The organism is Citrobacter sp. KTE151 (assembly GCF_000398845.1).
Lineage (GTDB): Bacteria > Pseudomonadota > Gammaproteobacteria > Enterobacterales > Enterobacteriaceae > Citrobacter > Citrobacter braakii.
Genome location: NZ_KB976063.1, coordinates 965,249 through 984,241 on the forward strand (window position 1 = coordinate 965,249; position 18,993 = coordinate 984,241).

17 protein-coding genes, 1 tRNA gene and 1 pseudogene are annotated in these 18,993 nt (G+C 51.0%); 12 read left to right on the plus strand and 7 right to left on the minus strand.

All coding sequences use genetic code 11. The features are described from left to right. Positions 1–51: 51 nt before the first annotated feature. Positions 52–4,014, minus strand: coding sequence for a trifunctional transcriptional regulator/proline dehydrogenase/L-glutamate gamma-semialdehyde dehydrogenase (gene putA / locus WC7_RS16780; RefSeq protein ID WP_016152585.1), 3,963 nt, complete (start codon positions 4,012–4,014; stop codon positions 52–54). A gap of 422 nt (positions 4,015–4,436) precedes the next feature. Between putA and putP the strand changes: the two genes are divergently transcribed. From putP to phoH, 6 genes and pseudogenes are all read left to right on the plus strand, one after another. After that, positions 4,437–5,945 carry a sodium/proline symporter PutP gene (gene putP / locus WC7_RS16775; RefSeq protein ID WP_016152586.1) on the plus strand — a complete coding sequence of 503 codons (1,509 nt, stop codon included), beginning with the start codon at positions 4,437–4,439 and terminating at the stop codon, positions 5,943–5,945. A gap of 214 nt (positions 5,946–6,159) precedes the next feature. Beyond that, positions 6,160–6,993 (plus strand): annotated as a pseudogene (efeU, locus tag WC7_RS0124420) (iron uptake transporter permease EfeU). A gap of 58 nt (positions 6,994–7,051) precedes the next feature. Next, positions 7,052–8,179, plus strand: a complete 1,128-nt coding sequence (gene efeO, locus WC7_RS16770) for an iron uptake system protein EfeO (RefSeq protein WP_016152589.1) — start codon at positions 7,052–7,054, stop codon at positions 8,177–8,179. Positions 8,180–8,184: 5 nt separating this feature from the next. Next, entirely contained in the window at positions 8,185–9,468 is a 1,284-nt protein-coding gene (efeB, locus tag WC7_RS16765; protein WP_016152590.1) for an iron uptake transporter deferrochelatase/peroxidase subunit, read from the plus strand. Between the two features lie 246 nt (positions 9,469–9,714). Continuing rightward, positions 9,715–10,011 carry a hypothetical protein gene (locus WC7_RS26930; RefSeq protein WP_016152591.1) on the plus strand — a complete coding sequence of 99 codons (297 nt, stop codon included), beginning with the start codon at positions 9,715–9,717 and terminating at the stop codon, positions 10,009–10,011. Continuing rightward, on the plus strand, positions 9,990–10,778 hold the full coding sequence (gene phoH, locus WC7_RS16760) for a phosphate starvation-inducible protein PhoH (RefSeq protein ID WP_016152592.1): 789 nt from the start codon (positions 9,990–9,992) through the stop codon (positions 10,776–10,778). Before WC7_RS26930 ends, phoH begins: the two co-directional genes overlap by 22 nt. 57 nt (positions 10,779–10,835) lie before the next feature. On the opposite strand, the gene WC7_RS16755 is transcribed toward phoH, so the two are convergent. Then, positions 10,836–11,204 carry a hypothetical protein gene (locus WC7_RS16755; protein ID WP_016152593.1) on the minus strand — a complete coding sequence of 123 codons (369 nt, stop codon included), beginning with the start codon at positions 11,202–11,204 and terminating at the stop codon, positions 10,836–10,838. 442 nt (positions 11,205–11,646) lie between these two features. Beyond that, positions 11,647–11,734 (minus strand) — tRNA-Ser (locus tag WC7_RS16750). Between the two features lie 235 nt (positions 11,735–11,969). Between WC7_RS16750 and ghrA the strand changes: the two genes are divergently transcribed. The 4 genes from ghrA to WC7_RS16730 all read left to right on the plus strand — a co-directional run bounded on the left by ghrA (position 11,970) and on the right by WC7_RS16730 (position 14,894). Then, positions 11,970–12,908, plus strand: a complete 939-nt coding sequence (gene ghrA / locus WC7_RS16745) for a glyoxylate/hydroxypyruvate reductase GhrA (protein ID WP_016152594.1) — start codon at positions 11,970–11,972, stop codon at positions 12,906–12,908. An 86-nt stretch (positions 12,909–12,994) separates the two neighbouring features. After that, positions 12,995–13,732 carry a phosphatase gene (locus WC7_RS16740; RefSeq protein ID WP_016152595.1) on the plus strand — a complete coding sequence of 246 codons (738 nt, stop codon included), beginning with the start codon at positions 12,995–12,997 and terminating at the stop codon, positions 13,730–13,732. 23 nt (positions 13,733–13,755) lie between these two features. Continuing rightward, positions 13,756–14,310: a TorD/DmsD family molecular chaperone gene (locus WC7_RS16735; RefSeq protein ID WP_016152596.1), complete on the plus strand. Its 555-nt coding sequence runs from the start codon at positions 13,756–13,758 to the stop codon at positions 14,308–14,310. Between the two features lie 101 nt (positions 14,311–14,411). Continuing rightward, positions 14,412–14,894, plus strand: coding sequence for a DUF1097 domain-containing protein (locus tag WC7_RS16730; RefSeq protein WP_016152597.1), 483 nt, complete (start codon positions 14,412–14,414; stop codon positions 14,892–14,894). A gap of 46 nt (positions 14,895–14,940) precedes the next feature. Here WC7_RS16730 and csgG read toward each other — a convergent pair whose 3' ends face one another. From csgG to csgD, 4 genes are read right to left on the minus strand one after another with little or no spacing between them, the layout of a single operon-like run. Then, positions 14,941–15,774, minus strand: coding sequence for a curli production assembly/transport protein CsgG (gene csgG / locus WC7_RS16725; RefSeq protein ID WP_016152598.1), 834 nt, complete (start codon positions 15,772–15,774; stop codon positions 14,941–14,943). 25 nt (positions 15,775–15,799) lie between these two features. Beyond that, complete coding sequence (csgF, locus tag WC7_RS16720) at positions 15,800–16,213, minus strand: curli production assembly/transport protein CsgF (RefSeq protein WP_016152599.1); 414 nt, start codon at positions 16,211–16,213, stop codon at positions 15,800–15,802. A gap of 25 nt (positions 16,214–16,238) precedes the next feature. Next, positions 16,239–16,631, minus strand: coding sequence for a curli production assembly/transport protein CsgE (gene csgE, locus WC7_RS16715; RefSeq protein WP_016152600.1), 393 nt, complete (start codon positions 16,629–16,631; stop codon positions 16,239–16,241). Between the two features lie 4 nt (positions 16,632–16,635). Beyond that, positions 16,636–17,286 (minus strand): biofilm master transcriptional regulator CsgD, encoded by a 651-nt coding sequence (gene csgD, locus WC7_RS16710; RefSeq protein WP_003036091.1) that lies wholly within the window; start codon positions 17,284–17,286, stop codon positions 16,636–16,638. A 759-nt stretch (positions 17,287–18,045) separates the two neighbouring features. Between csgD and csgB the strand changes: the two genes are divergently transcribed. Together csgB and csgA are read left to right on the plus strand one after the other, a co-directional pair. Next, positions 18,046–18,501, plus strand: coding sequence for a curli minor subunit CsgB (gene csgB, locus WC7_RS16705; protein ID WP_019076446.1), 456 nt, complete (start codon positions 18,046–18,048; stop codon positions 18,499–18,501). A gap of 40 nt (positions 18,502–18,541) precedes the next feature. After that, positions 18,542–18,991, plus strand: coding sequence for a curli major subunit CsgA (gene csgA, locus WC7_RS16700; RefSeq protein ID WP_006685125.1), 450 nt, complete (start codon positions 18,542–18,544; stop codon positions 18,989–18,991). Positions 18,992–18,993: the final 2 nt, after the last annotated feature.

Genomic DNA, 18,993 nt, shown 5'->3' on the forward strand with positions numbered 1-18,993 from the left:
CTGGATCCATAAAAAAAGGCCCCCTAACCGGAGCCTTAATTAACCACAACCTTAGCCGATTGTCATCAGGCTGGCGTTCCCCCCGGCAGCGGCGGTATTGACGCTCAAGGAGCGTTCAATGTACAGCCTCTCCAGCAGAATATTGCTTTCGCCACGGGCAAAGCCCTGGACTGATACAATCGCCCCTTCGCGGGCAGCTACCGCTTCGCACAGTGAACGCAGTTGGTCGGAATCGCCGTGGAAAATAACGGCATCAAACGGCTGCGTAGTGATGTTGTCCGCTTTGGCAAACTGAATGCGCCCGGAGACGGCGGCTGGCAGACGTTTTGCCAGCTCACGATGGAACGCATCATCTGGCCACAGGATTAAGCTACCAACGGAAGCCACGGCGGCAACCTGTACCAGCGCGTCCTGTTCATCATCGGCGATACACAGTACGCGTTCACGCGGCAACAGCGTCCAGGTATTGCGCTCGCCAGTGGGTCCTGGCAGCAGACGCTGAGTACCGGCCTGCGCCAGTTCGCCAAACTGCTGGCAGAGCGCCTGCAGCGAGGGTCGATCGGTTGCCCATTCGCTGAGCGCTTCCAGCGGCTGAACGAGTGCAGCTTTAAGCTGCGCATCGACCGGGTAGTCTGCATCCTGACGGGCCAGCGTAATGCCTAACGCATTTTCTGGGCGGTTAGCCAGCAGGCGATACAGATACAGCGGTCCACCTGCTTTTGGCCCGGTACCAGACAAGCCTTCGCCACCGAATGGCTGCACGCCGACGACGGCGCCGACCATATTGCGGTTAACGTACAGGTTCCCCACGTGTGCCGATCCTGTGACCTGGGCGATGGTTTCATCGATACGGGTGTGTACGCCCAGCGTCAGGCCGTAGCCGGAGGCATTAATTTGCTCAATCAGGTTGCCCAGATTGTTACGGGTGTAGCGCACGACGTGCAGTACCGGACCAAACACTTCTTTTTGTAATTCGTCGAAGCTTTCCAGCTCGATCAGCGTCGGAGCAATAAAGGTACCGGTTTGCCATTCACGCGCATCGTCGCTGTTTTCGCGCACGGCCTGAAACACCGGACGTCCTTTGGCGCGCATGGCCTGAATATGGCGTTCAATATTGGTTTTGGCTTCTTCATCAATTACCGGCCCAATATCGGTGGTCAGGCGACCTGGATTACCCATGCGACATTCCGCCATCGCGCCGCGCAGCATTTTCAGCGTATGGTCGGCTACATCATCCTGCAGACACAGGACGCGCAGCGCGGAGCAGCGCTGTCCGGCGCTGTCAAACGCTGAAGCCAGAACGTCGACCACGACCTGTTCCGTCAACGCGGAGGAGTCGACAATCATTGCGTTCATCCCACCGGTTTCGGCGATAAGCGGGATTGGACGTCCCTGAGCATCAAGGCGGGTGGCGATATTGCGTTGCAACAGCGTGGCGACTTCCGTTGAGCCGGTAAACATGACGCCGCGTACGCGCTCATCGGAAGTGAGCTGCGCCCCGACGGTTTCACCCTGACCAGGCAACAGTTGCACCACGCCCGGCGGTACACCCGCTTCGAGCAAAATAGCGATGCCCTGGGCGGCAATTAACGGGGTTTGTTCCGCCGGTTTCGCCAGCACGCTGTTACCCGCCGCCAGCGCGGCGGCAATCTGCCCGGTGAAAATGGCCAGCGGGAAGTTCCATGGGCTGATACAAACCACGGGTCCTAACGGTCGATGGGTTTCATTATCGAAATCATCGCGAACCTGACCGGCATAATAATGCAGGAAGTCTACCGCTTCGCGCACTTCCGCAATGGCGTTGCTGAAGGTTTTACCCGCTTCGCGTACCAGGATGCCAATCAACTGCTGCATCTGACCTTCCATCAGAACGGCGGCACGATGCAAAATGGCGGCGCGCTCTTGTGGCGGTGTGGCGAACCAGATTGGCGCGTTATTCGCTGCGTTCTGTAACGCCTGTTCCACTTCAGCGTGAGTCGCCTCACGCACGTAACCGACAATGTCTTTCGGCTCGGCCGGGTTAACGACTGGCGTCATTTCGCCGTCAGCAACCGGGTGCTCCAGAATGGGTTTAGCGTGCCATTTTTGTAGCGCGCTGTTGAGCAGGGCAGAGGACAGCGAGGCCAGACGATGTTCGTTAGCTAAATCCAGCCCGCCTGAGTTTTCGCGGCCTTTACCGTACAGGTCACGCGGCAGGGCAATCTTCGGATGCGGCAGACCGGCCTGACCTTCTTGCTGCGCCAGTTTTTCAACAGCCTCGACCGGATCGGCAACCAGTTCATCCAGCGGCAGTGTCGTGTCGGCAATGCGGTTGACGAACGAGGTGTTGGCGCCGTTTTCCAGCAGACGACGCACCAGGTACGCCAGCAGCGTTTCGTGCGTGCCGACCGGTGCATAAATGCGGCATGGACGGTTCAGTTTGCCATCCGCAACTTTGCCGGTGACCTGCTCATACAGCGGTTCGCCCATGCCGTGCAGGCACTGAAACTCGTACTGGCCTGGATAGTAGTTTTGACCGGCTAACTGATAAATCGCCGCCAGCGTATGGGCGTTGTGGGTGGCGAACTGCGGGTAGATCAGATTCGGTACGGCAAGCAGCTTTTTCGCACAGGCCAGGTAAGAAACGTCGGTGTACACCTTACGGGTGTAGACCGGATAACCTTCCAGACCGTCCATCTGGGCACGTTTAATTTCGCTATCCCAGTAGGCGCCCTTAACCAGACGGATCATCAGGCGGCGGCGGCTGCGCGTGGCGAGGTCAATCAGATAGTCGATAACATACGGGCAGCGCTTTTGGTAGGCCTGGATAACAAAACCGATCCCGTTCCAGCCTGCCAGTTCGGGTTCAAAGCACAGTTTTTCCAGCAGATCGAGGGAGATCTCCAGTCGGTCAGCCTCTTCGGCGTCGATATTAATGCCGATGTCGTACTGACGTGCCAGCAGAGTAAGCGATTTCAGACGAGGATAGAGTTCATCCATTACGCGATCATACTGCGCACGGCTGTAACGCGGATGCAGTGCCGACAGCTTGATAGAAATGCCTGGCCCTTCATAGATACCGCGCCCGTTAGAGGCCTTACCAATGGCGTGGATCGCCTGCTGGTACGAAACCATATAAGCCTGTGCATCGGCGGCGGTCAGGGCCGCTTCGCCCAGCATGTCATAGGAGTAACGGAAGCCTTTTTCTTCCAGTTTACGTGCGTTAGCCAGCGCTTCAGCGATGGTCTCCCCGGTGACAAACTGCTCGCCCATCAAGCGCATGGCCATGTCGACGCCTTTACGCACCAGCGGCTCACCGCTCTTGCCGATAATACGGTTGAGTGAGCGTGAGAGGCTGGCTTCGTTATGCGTAGAAACCAGACGACCGGTAAACAACAGCCCCCAGGTCGCCGCGTTGACGAACAGAGACGGGCTGCGGCCAATGTGCGACTGCCAGTTACCGTTGCTGATCTTGTCGCGGATTAACGCATCGCGGGTCGCTTTATCTGGAATACGCAGTAAGGCTTCGGCCAGACACATCAGCGCGACGCCTTCCTGTGAAGAAAGGGAGAATTCCTGCAATAAACCTTGTACCATCCCGGCGCGGCCGCTGGCGGTCTTCTGGTTACGCAGTTTGTCTGCCAGATCGTATGCCAGCTTATGCGCCTGCTCGGCGATAGGCTGCGGTAGACGAGCCTGCTCCATCAGCATCGGTACGGCGTCAGTTTCGGCGCGGCGGTAAGCAGCGGTGATTGCCGCGCGAGAAACAGACTGCGGCAGGATCTGTTCAGCAAATTCCAGGAAAGGCTGATGTGCTTCATTTTGCAACGTGGTCGACTCATCGCCCTCATTCGCAGCACCCGCCAGCAGGGCCGGTAGTTCAGGAAGCGCGTCGTCATTTTCCAGTCTTTCGAGATAATTAAAAATGGCTTGTTTGATCAGCCAATGTGGCGTGCGATCGATTCGTGATGCTGCTGTTTTAATACGCTCGCGAGTGGCGTCATCCAGCTTAACCCCCATCGTGGTGGTTCCCATGCCGTTTACTCCTGTTGTACTGAAATACGGGTCTGATAGTTACCGAGAAATATCCACTATGTTGCAACTTTGTGCAACCGTGTTAAATGTGACTTGGTTTGCAAGCTTGGAAATGAATGAAATGTTAATAAACGTGAGTGTTTTGACGGGGGCTATAAAAGTTGCCGAATCTTTTTCTCTGCGGTAGTTAACACTTTTAAAAGGTGCAACCGAAAAAAGTGTGAGAGAGTGCAACCTACAGAAAAATGCTATCTACTCTGGAACAAATTTGATGTAAATGGTGTGTTAAATCGATTGTGAATGACCATCGCTTCCGGCAGGATACGGTCGCCCTGGTAAACATAGATATCTTTGCCACGTTCCGGCAGGGTAATAAAACGGCAAGCCACGGCATTGCTGATACATAATTTTGGAGAGTTTTGATGGCTATTAGCACACCGATGTTAGTGACATTCTGTGTCTATATTTTCGGCATGATATTGATAGGGTTTATTGCATGGCGTTCAACCAAAAACTTTGACGATTACATTCTGGGTGGACGCAGTCTGGGTCCATTCGTGACCGCGTTATCCGCCGGGGCATCTGACATGAGCGGCTGGTTGCTGATGGGGCTGCCTGGCGCGATTTTCCTGTCGGGGATTTCAGAAAGCTGGATCGCTATTGGCCTTATTTTGGGTGCGTGGATCAACTGGAAACTGGTGGCCGGACGTTTACGCGTGCATACCGAATACAATAACAATGCGCTGACGTTACCGGATTACTTTACCGGTCGCTTTGAAGATAAAAGCCGAATTCTGCGTATTATCTCCGCGCTGGTTATTCTGCTGTTTTTCACCATCTACTGTGCTTCCGGTATTGTGGCAGGGGCGCGTCTGTTTGAAAGCACCTTTGGCATGAGTTACGAAACAGCGCTGTGGGCAGGGGCGGCCGCGACGATTATTTATACCTTTATCGGTGGTTTCCTCGCGGTAAGCTGGACCGATACCGTCCAGGCCAGCCTGATGATCTTCGCCCTGATCCTGACGCCGGTAATGGTAGTCATTGGCGTGGGTGGGTTTGACGATTCGCTGGAAGTGATTAAACAAAAGAGCATTGAGAACGTGGACATGTTCAAAGGGCTGAATTTTGTTGCCATTATTTCCCTGATGGGCTGGGGTCTGGGCTACTTCGGTCAGCCGCATATTCTGGCGCGCTTTATGGCGGCTGATTCTCACCATAGCATTGTTCATGCCCGCCGCATCAGTATGACCTGGATGATCCTGTGTCTGGCAGGTGCAGTTGCCGTTGGCTTCTTTGGTATCGCTTACTTTAACAACAACCCACAGCTTGCCGGTGCCGTTAACCAGAACGCCGAACGCGTGTTTATTGAACTGGCGCAAATCCTGTTCAACCCGTGGATTGCCGGTATTCTGCTGTCTGCGATCCTCGCTGCGGTGATGTCGACTCTGAGCTGCCAGCTGCTGGTGTGCTCCAGCGCAATCACCGAAGACTTGTATAAAGCGTTCCTGCGTAAAAATGCCAGCCAGAAAGAGCTGGTATGGATTGGTCGCATCATGGTGCTGGTTGTAGCGCTGGTGTCTATCGCGCTGGCGGCGAACCCGGAGAACCGTGTGCTTGGTCTGGTAAGCTACGCCTGGGCCGGCTTTGGCGCGGCGTTTGGTCCGGTGGTTCTGTTCTCCGTAATGTGGTCGCGTATGACGCGTAACGGCGCGCTGGCCGGGATGCTCATCGGTGCGGTGACGGTAATCGTCTGGAAGCAGTTTGCCTGGTTGGGTCTGTATGAAATCATCCCGGGCTTTATTTTCGGCAGCATCGGTATTGTGGTCTTCAGCCTGTTGGGTAAAGCGCCTTCAGCCGCTATGCAGCAACGTTTTGCCGAGGCTGATGCGCATTATCACACAGCTCCGCCATCACGTTTACAGGCAGAGTAATCCGCCTCGCTCCTTAAGCCCGCCGCGTGCGGGCTTTTTTATTTGTCCCCGCTGCAAAACCGCCCTAATCGTTACCCGCCTAACTGTTTACATTAAGTCATCATTCTCAAAACATTCTGCTTGAGTTTTTCTTTGCGGTAATGATAATCACTATCACTGTAATTTACTTTTCTTTTCATCAATTGACTGAGAATAACGTTTAAGGGTTCTTCGCATGTTTGTTCCATTTCTTATTATGTTGCGCGAAGGGTTAGAGGCCGCGCTGATAGTCAGCCTGATTGCCAGCTACCTGAAACGGACTCAGCGTGGTCGATGGATTGGTGTGATGTGGATTGGTGTTCTGCTGGCGGCGGCGTTATGTCTGGCGTTAGGCGTTTTCATCAATGAAACCACCGGTGAATTTCCGCAAAAGGAACAGGAGCTGTTTGAAGGCATCGTGGCGGTCATTGCCGTGGTGATCCTCACCTAGATGGTGTTCTGGATGCGTAAAGTTTCGCGCAACGTCAAAGTCCAGCTTGAACAGGCTGTCGATAACGCGTTGCAACGCGGCAATCATCACGGCTGGGCGCTGGTAATGATGGTCTTTTTTGCCGTTGCCCGTGAAGGGCTGGAATCGGTGTTCTTCCTGCTGGCGGCATTCCAGCAGGATGTAGGCATGTGGCCGCCGTTAGGTGCGATGCTGGGGCTGGCCACCGCGGTGGTACTGGGTTACCTGATTTACCTCGGCGGCATTCGCCTCAACCTCGGGGCATTCTTCAAATGGACCAGCCTGTTCATTTTGCTGGTGGCCGCGGGTCTTGCCGCTGGGGCCATCCGCGCGTTCCACGAAGCCGGGTTATGGAATCATTTTCAGGATGTGGCGTTTGACATGAGCAGCGTGCTTTCAACGCATTCGCTGTTTGGCACATTGATGGAAGGTATTTTCGGCTATCAGGAAGCGCCGAGCGTCAGTGAAGTCGCCATTTGGTTTATCTACCTGATTCCGGCATTGATTATGTTTGCACTGCCGCCGCGTTCAGGCACTACGGCATCGCGTACCGCACCCTGATAAAAACGCGATGCAGAATACTCCTTAGTTACAACATACTTATTTATAGGGATAGGTTATGACGTTTAATTTTCGCCGTAGTGCGCTGCAGTTGGGTATTGCCGCGCTGTTTGCCTCCGCTTTTTCTGCACAAGCCGCCGATATCCCGCAGGTGAAAGTCACGGTTAACGACAAACAGTGTGAGCCGATGACGATCACGGTTAACGCTGGGAAAACGCAGTTCATCATCCAGAACCACAGCCAGAAAGCGCTGGAGTGGGAGATCCTTAAAGGGGTTATGGTGGTTGAAGAACGTGAAAACATTGCGCCGGGCTTTAGCCAGAAAATGACAGCTAACCTGCAGCCTGGTGAATATGATATGACCTGCGGTCTGTTGACCAACCCGAAAGGTAAACTAATTGTAAAAGGTAGCGCAACGGCGGATGCCGCGCAGGGCGATGCTCTGCTGAGCCTAAGTGGCGCAATTACCGAATACAAAGCCTATGTGACAGCCGAAACTGCACAACTGGTTGCGGGCACCAAAGCATTCACCGATGCGATTAAAGCCGGCGATCTGGAAAAAGCGAAATCGCTGTATGCGCCAACCCGTCAGCATTATGAGCGTATTGAACCGATTGCTGAACTGTTCTCCGATCTCGACGGCAGCATCGATGCACGTGAAGATGATTATGAGCAAAAAGCCGCCGATCCTAAATTCACCGGCTTCCACCGTCTGGAGAAAGCGTTGTTCGGCGACAACACCACCAAAGGCATGGACAAGTATGCCGACCAATTAAACAGCGATGTTCTTGACCTGCAAACGCGTATTAGCGAGCTGGCCTTCCCACCGTCAAAAGTTGTTGGCGGGGCCGCAGGACTGATTGAAGAAGTCGCTGCCAGCAAAATCAGCGGAGAAGAGGATCGCTACAGCCATACCGATCTGTGGGATTTCCAGGCCAATATCGATGGCGCGCAGAAAATCGTCGATCTCCTGCGCCCTCAGTTACAAAAATCCAATGCTGAGCTGTTGGCGAAGGTGGATGCGAACTTCAAAAAAGTCGATACCATTCTGAGCAAGTACCGTACCAAAGACGGTTTTGAAACCTATGACAAACTGACCGACGCCGATCGCAATGCGCTGAAAGGGCCAATCACGACGCTGGCGGAAGACTTGTCGCAATTACGCGGTGTTCTGGGTCTGGATTAAGCAAAATGCAGCAAGATAATGAAAACGGTGTGAGCGAACCTTCACGCCGACGTTTACTGAAAGGGATGGGCGCCCTGGGTGGGGCGCTGGCGCTGGCGGGGGGATGTCCGGTTGCCCACGCGCAAAAACCACAAAGCGCGCCGGGAACGCTGTCCCCTGATGCGCGTAGTGAAGCGCAGCCGTTTTATGGTCAGCATCAGGCAGGGATCCTGACGCCACAGCAGGCATCGATGATGCTGGTGGCGTTCGATGTTCTCGCCAGCGATAAGGCTGATCTGGAACGCTTGTTCCGCTTGCTGACCACCCGATTTGCGTTTCTGACCACGGGCGGGCCGGCGCCGGATACGCCGAACCCGCGTTTACCCCCTATGGATTCCGGTATCCTCGGCGCATACATTGCGCCAGATAACCTGACGATGACGTTGTCAGTCGGCGCCTCGCTATTTGATGAACGTTATGGCCTGAAATCGCAGATGCCGAAAAAGCTGCAAAAAATGACCCGCTTCCCGAATGATTCGCTGGATGCGGCGCTGTGCCATGGTGATTTGCTGCTGCAGATTTGTGCCAACACGCAGGACACCGTTATCCATGCGCTGCGCGATATCATTAAACATACGCCCGATCTCCTTAGCGTGCGCTGGAAACGTGAAGGGTTTATTTCCGACCATGCCGCGCGCAGCAAAGGCAAAGAGACCCCGGTCAACTTGCTTGGCTTTAAGGATGGCACCGCGAATCCGGACGCGACGGATACGAAGTTGATGCAAGACGTGGTGTGGGTTACGGACGGGCAGGGCGAACCTGTTTGGGCGCAAGGTGGTAGTTATCAGGCCGTCAGGCTCATTCAGTTTCGCGTCGAGTTCTGGGATCGTACGCCGCTGAAAGAGCAGCAAACGATATTTGGTCGAGATAAACACACCGGCGCGCCGCTGGGTATGCATCACGAGCACGATGTGCCTGACTATGCCAGCGATCCCGAAGGTGAGGTGATTGCGCTTGACAGTCATATCCGCCTGGCGAATCCGCGCACGAAAGAGACCGACTCCAGCCTGATGATGCGCCGTGGCTACAGCTATTCGCTCGGTGTGACCCCATCCGGTCAACTGGATATGGGACTGTTGTTTGTCTGCTATCAACACGATTTGGAAAAAGGCTTTTTGACTGTGCAGAAACGCCTCAACGGTGAAGCGCTGGAAGAGTACGTCAAACCAATTGGTGGGGGCTACTTCTTTGCTTTGCCGGGTGTCAAAACCGCAGATCAATATCTGGGACAGTCTCTACTCGAAGCCTGATGATTACGCCCCGTTGTACAGCGGGGCTTTTCCTGACATCTGTATGAATGAACAAATTATTTTTTATGATCGGCACGAGACTGAAATAATTCTGTCATCTCTCTGCAAGAGACTGTCTCTGGTGATTAGATAGAATTTAAGTTAACAGCAAGTAAAAATATTGTTGCATTAACGAAAGATTATGATGTAATTATAAGAAACAGCGGTAGTTCCCGGCGGTGATAGTCGTTCACTATGGAGATCGCGATGGAAAAGTCCTGTATTGGACACATTTTTCACAGTAGCTGCAGTACGTTACGCGGACGTTTCTCTTCCGGTAGCCACCTCGTCACCGCTAAATCTCTCTCCCTTTCACTTCTTATCTTCGTAACTGACACCTTGTACGGTGCGCGTAGCCGTGTGTGGCGTCTTATCCGAAAGCAAGCAATGGCTTACAAGGAAGCCAACCCTCAGATGTTCGTGCGCATAATCGTGCCGCCAACGGCGCGTGTGATGTATACCTACAACTCAAGGTGCTATCCATGGGAAGACAAAAAGCAGTGATCAAAGCTCGTCGTGAAGCAAAACGTGTGCTGAGGCGGGATTCGCGTAGCCATAAACAACGTGAAGATGAATCGGTCACCTCGCTTGTGCAGATGGGCGGCGTAGAAGCGATTGGTATGGCGCGTGATAGTCGCGACGCCACGCCAATCACGGCGCGAAATGAAGCTCAGGCCCAGTACCTGAATGCTATCGAGAGTAAACAGCTGATCTTCGCTACCGGTGAAGCCGGGTGTGGTAAAACCTGGATCAGCGCGGCAAAAGCAGCAGAGGCCCTGATCCACAAAGACGTGGACAGGATCATTGTAACCCGTCCAGTTCTGCAAGCTGATGAAGACCTCGGCTTCTTACCTGGAGATGTTTCCGAGAAGTTTGCGCCTTATTTTCGTCCAGTGTATGACGTGCTGGTGAAACGTCTGGGCGCCTCCTTCATGCAATATTGCCTGCGGCCTGAGATTGGTAAGGTGGAAATCGCGCCATTCGCCTATATGCGTGGACGCACATTTGAAAATGCAGTGGTCATTCTTGACGAGGCTCAGAATGTTACTGCAGCACAGATGAAGATGTTTTTGACTCGCCTCGGGGAGAATGTGACGGTGATTGTGAACGGGGATGTGACCCAGTGCGATCTACCCGCCCACGTTCGCTCAGGGCTAAGCGATGCGCTGGCTCGTTTCGAAGAAGATGATATGGTTGGGATTGTTCGTTTCAATAAAGACGATTGCGTCCGTTCGGCACTCTGTCAGCGGACGCTCAATGCTTACAACTGATAAGTACTCCGTCTTCAAGGCCCGGGAAACCGGGCTTTGTTATTTGACATCAGCAGATTACTTTCTTTTGCTGCTCCAGTAGTTGGCGCAGGCCTGGTCAAACAGCTGGTTATTTTCGTCTATTTTCTTTAGCGCTTGTGCCAGAAAGGTCAGTAGGTCATCCTTATAAATCCCACCTTCCGTAGTTTCTTTTCGTAAGATCCCATTGCTGGTGTAGGTTTTTTTAATGGTGACGTTATGCCTGACGTTGCAAATAACCGTTCGCTGATACTCTTCGTAGAATCGGCTGTCAGGATCGAAAAACGTATTTATTTCATTCGGTGTACGTTTGAGGATTTTTCGCGAGAAAACCTTCAACGGAATAAATCCTGCTTCGTCTGCCTGCGACATGATCTCATCCAGCAAAGTTCCTTCTATGTTTAACATGCCGTTATTTTCCTGATTGCTTGAGAAAGCGGTAGTTACAGCATAAGAGTGGTTTAGATAATGTGCAACGGGGAGGGGGATGATGCCTGATAGCACGTTGCTTATCAGACCTACAGGTTAACGCTATTCAGGACGGCTCACATGCGAAAAAAAAGCCCGTACTTGCGTACGAGCTCTTTCTCGAATATGGCGGTGAGGGGGGGATTGACTCGCTTCGCTCGCCCTTCGGGCAGCCTGTTCGCTGCGCGCTCAGTCTGTCCAACTGGCTGCGCTGCTACTCGGCCCATCCCTGGGCCTCGCCCCTACGGGGCCAGCGCATGCGCTGTTCAAAATTGCTCCCGGCAATTTTGTGTCGCCCCCCGGTCGGGGCTTCTCATCCCCCCGCAGGCGTGCAACATGCGAAAAAAAAGCCCGTACTTACGTACGAGCTCTTTCTCAAATATGGCGGTGAGGGGGGGATTCGAACCCCCGATACGTTGCCGTATACACACTTTCCAGGCGTGCTCCTTCAGCCACTCGGACACCTCACCATATTGTTGTTCCTGTGCTACCGGAACGGGCGCTAATTTAGGGAAATACCGCTCCGGCGTCAATCAACTTTTTGAAAAAAACGTGCATTTACACAAACTTCAATCAATATGCAGCTTAAATAAGCGGGAATTGTTTTTTTTGCCAGCACCCTAAAATTTGCTACTCTGATGTTCCCTCGAAAAATGATGATTATAAGTGCGAGTACGTTCCGCATAACAATGTTCAGGAGACACTATGGATATAATTTTCTATCACCCAACATTCGATACAACCTGGTGGCTTAATGCGCTGACAAAGGCCATACCTGGCGCGCGGGTCCGTGAGTGGAAGGCAGGTGATAATGCGCATGCTGACTACGCGCTGGTCTGGCATCCTCCGGTTGAAATGCTCGCCGGACGAAAATTAAAAGCCGTATTTGCGCTGGGTGCGGGCGTCGATTCTATTCTCAGTAAACTAAACGCTCATCCGGAAATGTTGGATGCGTCGATCCCGCTTTTCCGTCTGGAAGATACGGGGATGGGCCTGCAAATGCAGGAATATGCGGTTAGTCAGGTATTGCACTGGTTCCGTCGCTTTGATGACTACCAGGCATTAAAAAACCAGGCGAAATGGCAACCGTTGCCAGAATATACCCGCGATGAGTTTAGCGTCGGGATCATGGGCGCTGGTGTTTTAGGCGCAAAAGTTGCAGAAAGTCTGCAAGCATGGGGGTTCCCGCTACGCTGCTGGAGTCGTACGCGTAAATCCTGGTCTGGTGTGGAAAGCTTCGCCGGTACCGAGGAACTGGGCGCGTTTTTGAGTCAAACTCGCGTGCTGATCAACCTCCTGCCTAATACGGCAGAAACCGTAGGCATTATTAACGCTGATTTACTCAGCCAATTGCAGGATGGCGCTTACGTGCTCAACCTGGCGCGCGGCGTTCATCTCAATGAAGACGATCTTTTGGCATCGCTGGACAGCGGCAAAGTGAAAGGTGCCATGCTGGATGTCTATAGCCGTGAACCGCTGCCGGAAACCAGCCCGCTATGGAAACATCCGCGTGTGGCAATGACGCCGCATATCGCCGCGGTAACACGCCCGGCAGAGGCGGTGGACTACATCTCCCGTACGATTTTGGACCTGGAAAGTGGGAAATCCGTAACGGGTCAGGTCGATCGCGTTCGGGGATATTGATGGTAACCCGGCAAGTGCCGGGTTTCAGCTAATAAATGGCGACGATACCTGCTATCCTTGACGGAAAATGACTACAGGAGAGAGTTATGTATCCCGTTGACCTGCATATGCATACCGTCGCCAGTACCCACGCCTACAGCACCTTAAGTGATTACATCGCCGAAGCCCATCGCAAAGGCATCAAGCTGTTTGCCATAACCGATCATGGACCGGACATGGCGGATGCGCCTCATCACTGGCACTTTATTAATATGCGCATTTGGCCTCGTATCGTCGATGGCGTAGGGATCCTGCGCGGTATCGAGGCGAATATTAAGAATATTGAAGGCGAAATCGACTGTTCAGGTCCGATGTTTACTTCCCTGGATCTCATCATCGCGGGCTTCCATGAGCCAGTTTTTGCACCTCACGATAAAGACACCAATACCCAGGCAATGATAGCCACGATGGCCAGTGGTCACGTGCACATCATCAGCCATCCGGGGAATCCCAAATATCCCGTTGATATCACAGCGATTGCGCAGGCGGCGGCAAAATACCAGGTCGCGCTGGAAATCAATAACTCCTCGTTTTTGCATTCGCGTAAGGGGAGTGAGGACAATTGTCGCGCGGTCGCTGCGGCGGTACGTGATGCCGGAGGCTGGGTGGCGTTAGGGTCGGATTCACATACCGCTTTCACACTGGGTGAATTTGGTGAATGCCGTAAAATTCTGGATGATGTAAATTTCCCGGAAGACAGAATTTTAAACGTCACCCCTAAACGCCTGCTGGGGTTTCTGGAATCGCGAGGCATGGAGCCGATCGCGGAATTTGCTGAACTGTAATTGTTACTAACTGGAATATATCAATGAACGAGTTTTCTATCCTGTGTCGTGTACTGGGCTCGCTGTTTTACCGCCAACCGCAGGACCCTTTACTGGTTCCTCTGTTTACCCTGATTAGCGAAGGTAAACTGTCCGCCAACTGGCCGCTGGAACAGGACGAACTGCTCACTCGTCTGCAGAAAAGCTGCGATATGCCTCAGTTGGCTGCGGATTACAACGCGCTGTTTGTCGGCGACGAGTGTGCGGTGCCGCCTTATCGTAGCGCCTGGGTAGAAGGGGCGAAAGAATCCGATGTTCGTGCATTTCTTTCTGCCCGCGGAATGCCGCTGGCAGATACGCCTGCAGATCATATTGGCACGCTGTTGCTGGCGGCTTCATGGCTTGAAGACCAGTCTGCGGAAGATGAAAGTGAAGCACTCGAAACCTTGTTTGTGGAATACCTGTTGCCCTGGTGTGGCACGTTCCTTGGCAAAGTTGAAGCGCATGCAAACACACAGTTCTGGCGTACCATGGCACCGTTAACGCGTGATGCCATTGGCGCGATGTGGGACGAATTGCAGGAAGATACCGAAGAGTAAATGTGATTTAGATCACTTTAAACTGCAACTCAAATTACATCATTGCATGAATTGTGTGCACGATCTCATTCCCATGCCGTTTTTCTGCTAAGATACGCGGCATGAACATACTTCTCTCAATTGCAATCACAACGGGCATTCTCTCTGGGATTTGGGGATGGGTGGCCGTATCTCTTGGTTTACTCAGTTGGGCAGGCTTTCTGGGCTGCACGGCCTATTTTGCCTGTCCGCAGGGTGGGCTGAAAGGGCTATGGATCTCGGCGTGTACGCTGCTAAGCGGTGTGGTGTGGGCGTTGGTGATTATTAAAGGTAGCGCGCTTGCCCCGCATATGGACATTATTGGTTATGTCATGACGGGAATTGTCGCGTTTCTCATGTGTATTCAGGCAAAGCAATGGTTGCTTTCATTTGTGCCGGGTACCTTTATTGGCGCATGCGCAACGTTTGCAGGGCAAGGTGACTGGCAGTTGGTCGTGCCTTCTCTGGCGCTGGGGCTGGTATTCGGCTATGCGATGAAAAACAGCGGATTGTGGCTGGCATCTCGTCGTGAGAATCGGCTATCGTCGACGCTGACCAGTAAATAAAAAAGCGTGAGGGTTTTCCTCACGCTTTTTATGCTGTATCGACCACTCAGGATTCCGGAGGTACCGACAAATGGCGGTATTTAACCAGGATGTCATTATCAACTTGTTTCTTATCCTGCAAATCCCACAATCCGCGATCAATCCCGTCATTAATCAGGAAGATAACACCGGTTTCAATTGCTGACATCAGACAAAGCATAACCGGTTCGTTAGAGGTGTAGCCAATTTCACCTTCCAGCAGTCGCTGGTAGTCAATGAAGCGGAATACCCCAGCCTGCACTTCATAAGACAAGATAGTTTTGCTGGTATTCACCGATGAGAGGATTTCACCAGTACTAACGTTAACCACACGCAGGTTGACCGCTATCTGGTCGAGCTGGTACTGCGTATCGGCGCCAATACCGAAATAGCGCGCACCAACGCCACCCGATTTAACGTTGCTTTCATAACCAATAATTGACCCTTCTACCATGATGTTTGCCGCGGTCAGAGACTGCAGAGGGATCCGGTTATTAATGGCAACTGTGCCGTTTTCCTGAGCTGCACGAATGATTTTTCGTTCGTTAAGCAAGTTCTGCAATCCCTGACGTTCCAGCGGAACGAACCAACGAGAATCCTTCAATGCGGTGACAAGCATCGCCGTGGCGCTTTGCGGGACGGCGGTTGAGAAGTTACTTGCCGGATAAGGTTTAAACTGGCCAGTCTCATCCTGAATATTGTATACCGAGACAAATATCTTACCTGTAGGCATGGGCAGGTGCGTCAAGTCTTTATAGCTTTGGGCTCGGGGCATTAATGTCGGCTTAGCGGCTTCTTGCGGCGGGGCTGTTAAACATCCGCTGAGTAAAATTACTGCCACCATGATAAGTAAGCGCTGCATGATTTTTTCCTTTCGTGGCTATAATTTAGAAATCGGTCGACTGATTTTGTAAACCCGACACTTCAATAGTCGACGTTCTCCCCGTTTTCCTGTCCGTGACATTCAGTTGCAGTTGTCCATCCCGGTTGGCGATATCAACGATAAAATCGCTGGTTACCATCCTTCCCGGCTTACCGGTATTGATATTGGTAAGTAAGCCACCGAGTATTTGTGACTGGATCGCCTGGGTAAAGTTATCCAGCGCTGTTGGGGTTTCAATCCCGTAGTCGCCGGCACTCGGATCTTTATACGAGTTTTGCGCCTGGGCGCTGTTCAGTAAAAAAGATCCGTTATTTGGGTTGCCACCAAAGTTAGGGTTGCGGAACTGGAACGTCATATTTCCGGCCCAACTTAATGGTGAAATCAGCATGAGCAAAACCACTGCATGTTTGACACGCATGAAAGCCTCCGGACAAAATCATGTTTTAGAATTCATCGCGCGCTAAATCGCTCGTGCTTAATAGTGTTTGATCTATTTGCCGACGATTTAATGCTTCCTCTGTTTCTGCCAATGCAAAGACCACAATTTTGTCGAAGTCTCTTTTCGTCGGGAATAAAAAAGTCTGGAAGATAACGTCCTGATTGACCGTTATGGTGATCCAACTTCCCCAACGTGCACTGGGTCTTTCATTAATGGTTAAGTTTCCTGTGTACTTACTTTCCCACTTGTCACTAAAGGCCCGGTAAAAATCATGGCCAATGGAAGAGACAGTGTGGTCAGTTAACAGTCCGGGAACCTCCACCTCTACAGCCGCGTGTAGATTCCCGGCAGCAAGGAACAAATTTGCTGCCACAATCCAGGTCAAATAGCGTTTCATGGCTTTATCGCCTGAGGTTATCATTGGCCCACGAGACCGCCTGCGTACGATTTTTGACAGCTATCTTTTTGAAAAGATTATAAAGATGTGTTTTCACCGTATTTTCACTAATAAATAGTGAACGCGCGATTTCAATATTTGAGGCGCCGATACGCAGTTTATTAAGGATCTCTTTTTCACGGTGCGTAAGTAATGCCGACTCCGTGCTGTTATAGCGGTAGTTCCCGGAATGCGTGATCAGGTAGCTGGCGAGCTTTTGCGAAAAGTAACATTCGCCCCGCAACACACCCTGCAAACCGCTGACTACACGCTGCTCATCTTCAGTTGCGTAAAATACGCCATTGATATGCGGCCAGTTTTCAATATCCCGGTAAGGATAATCATCTGGGGTATTCAACAATAAAGTTTTTATATTGTTGTTTTTTCTGCTCAAATTATCTTGCCAGTAATGGATCAGTTTTTTATCTGCCTCCATCATATCCAGTAAAACAATGCAGCTGGAGGATATATCATCCAGAGAACGTTGAATATTATGTAGTTTTCCGGTTAACGCCAGCGATTGCTTTAAATGCTGTAATAACGCAGTTGCCTGCAGGGATGGTTTAGTGATCAACAATAATGTATGACCATGAATACTATGGACTTCATTAAACATGATGAAACTCCACTTTTTTAGTCGCACACCTGACAGTTGCCTCTACTAAAATAGAGGCACCAGAAGTACTGACAGATGTTGCACTGCTGTGTAGAAATAAAACTTCGACCCAACGGGGTGAAAATATTAAAACAAATGGACTTCAACTGATTTCAATCTAGCTATTACAAATCTTAAAGCAAGTGTTAAACATGTTACATAATGTAAATTTATATATTAAAATGTGATTTTTGCGTTTTTGTGGAGTTTAGATTTGATAGTAAAGTTGTACATTTTAGCGTTACTGCATAGATTTAAAAAATCATACAAATTATAATATCTTATTGAATTTTAAGAGATAAAATTATAATTAGATGGTTTTAGATTTCTAATGAATTTTGATTTTATGGTCTCACTTTAAGTTGAACAATTTTAGATAGAAAAAAATGACACTTGTCACGACTTGTACCGAGGACAGTCCCACTACCGTCTACAAGGCCCAGAAAACGCGGGAAACGCGTTTTTTTGTTACTGCATAGAAATTCAGTCATCGGGTTACAAAAGAAATAAAATCCAGAGCTATAACGGTGTTAATTGCGGTTAATTAGTACTTTGGGGTGAATCTGGATATAAAAATACAACTGGTGGGTGAGTTATTTAAAATGTTTCAACGGACATACTCTTCATCGTAACGTGGCGTTAACAAATGTAAGTCACGTTAACAATAATTTGAGTGGTAAATAATTTAACCTTATGTACGACCAGGTCCAGGGTGACAACATGAAAAACAAGTTGTTATTTATGATGTTTACAATGCTGGGTGTGCCTGGGATTGCATCCGCTACAAGTTATGATTTAGCTAACTCAGAATATAACTTTGCGGTAAATGAATTAAGTAAGTCTTCATTTAATCAGGCAGCCATTATTGGTCAGGTTGGCACTGCGAACAGTGCAAATACTCGACAGGGGGGCTCGAAGTTATTGTCGGTTATTTCGCAAGAAGGTTCTGGTAACCGAGCGAAAACAGACCAGACGGGATCATATAACTTTGCATATATTGATCAAACGGGTAGTTCCAATGACGCGAGTATTAAACAAGGTTCATACGGTAATACGGCGGTAATTATCCAGAAAGGTTCTGGTAATAAAGCCAATATTACTCAGTACGGTACACAAAAAACAGCAGTTGTGGTGCAGAGACAGTCGCAAATGGCAATTCGCGTTACTCAACGCTAATCCATTAACGACGATTAAATCAATCCGATGGGGGTTTACCATGAAACTTTTAAAAGTGGCAGCATTCGCAGCAATCGTAGTTTCTGGCAGTGCTCTGGCTGGTGTTGTTCCGCAATGGGGCGGCAATCATCATGGTGGCGGTAGTAACTATGGCCCGGACTCTTCACTGAGTATCTACCAATATGGGTCAAACAACGCTGCGAATGCTCTGCAAAGTGATGCGCGTAAATCAGATGTCACTATCACACAACATGGGCGTGGTAACGGGGCTGTAGTTGGTCAAGGCGCTGATGACAGTACCATTAGCCTGAAACAGACTGGCTTCCAGAACAATGCCACTATCGATCAGTGGAATGCTAAAAATGCTGATATTAGTGTAACCCAGTTCGGTGGCCGTAACGGTGCGTTGGTTAATCAGACCGCGTCTGACTCCAATGTGCTGATTCAGCAAGTTGGCTTTGGCAACAACGCTACAGCTAACCAACACTAATT

Excerpts from the sequence above, each read along its gene's own strand:
- putA (WP_016152585.1), bottom strand. The coding sequence starts at position 4,014 with ATGGGAACCACCACGATGGGGGTTAAGCTGGATGACGCCACTCGCGAG.
- putP (WP_016152586.1), top strand. The coding sequence starts at position 4,437 with ATGGCTATTAGCACACCGATGTTAGTGACATTCTGTGTCTATATTTTC.
- efeO (WP_016152589.1), top strand. The coding sequence starts at position 7,052 with ATGACGTTTAATTTTCGCCGTAGTGCGCTGCAGTTGGGTATTGCCGCG.
- efeB (WP_016152590.1), top strand. The coding sequence starts at position 8,185 with ATGCAGCAAGATAATGAAAACGGTGTGAGCGAACCTTCACGCCGACGT.
- WC7_RS26930 (WP_016152591.1), top strand. The coding sequence starts at position 9,715 with ATGGAAAAGTCCTGTATTGGACACATTTTTCACAGTAGCTGCAGTACG.
- phoH (WP_016152592.1), top strand. The coding sequence starts at position 9,990 with ATGGGAAGACAAAAAGCAGTGATCAAAGCTCGTCGTGAAGCAAAACGT.
- WC7_RS16755 (WP_016152593.1), bottom strand. The coding sequence starts at position 11,204 with ATGTTAAACATAGAAGGAACTTTGCTGGATGAGATCATGTCGCAGGCA.
- ghrA (WP_016152594.1), top strand. The coding sequence starts at position 11,970 with ATGGATATAATTTTCTATCACCCAACATTCGATACAACCTGGTGGCTT.
- WC7_RS16740 (WP_016152595.1), top strand. The coding sequence starts at position 12,995 with ATGTATCCCGTTGACCTGCATATGCATACCGTCGCCAGTACCCACGCC.
- WC7_RS16735 (WP_016152596.1), top strand. The coding sequence starts at position 13,756 with ATGAACGAGTTTTCTATCCTGTGTCGTGTACTGGGCTCGCTGTTTTAC.
- WC7_RS16730 (WP_016152597.1), top strand. The coding sequence starts at position 14,412 with ATGAACATACTTCTCTCAATTGCAATCACAACGGGCATTCTCTCTGGG.
- csgG (WP_016152598.1), bottom strand. The coding sequence starts at position 15,774 with ATGCAGCGCTTACTTATCATGGTGGCAGTAATTTTACTCAGCGGATGT.
- csgF (WP_016152599.1), bottom strand. The coding sequence starts at position 16,213 with ATGCGTGTCAAACATGCAGTGGTTTTGCTCATGCTGATTTCACCATTA.
- csgE (WP_016152600.1), bottom strand. The coding sequence starts at position 16,631 with ATGAAACGCTATTTGACCTGGATTGTGGCAGCAAATTTGTTCCTTGCT.
- csgD (WP_003036091.1), bottom strand. The coding sequence starts at position 17,286 with ATGTTTAATGAAGTCCATAGTATTCATGGTCATACATTATTGTTGATC.
- csgB (WP_019076446.1), top strand. The coding sequence starts at position 18,046 with ATGAAAAACAAGTTGTTATTTATGATGTTTACAATGCTGGGTGTGCCT.
- csgA (WP_006685125.1), top strand. The coding sequence starts at position 18,542 with ATGAAACTTTTAAAAGTGGCAGCATTCGCAGCAATCGTAGTTTCTGGC.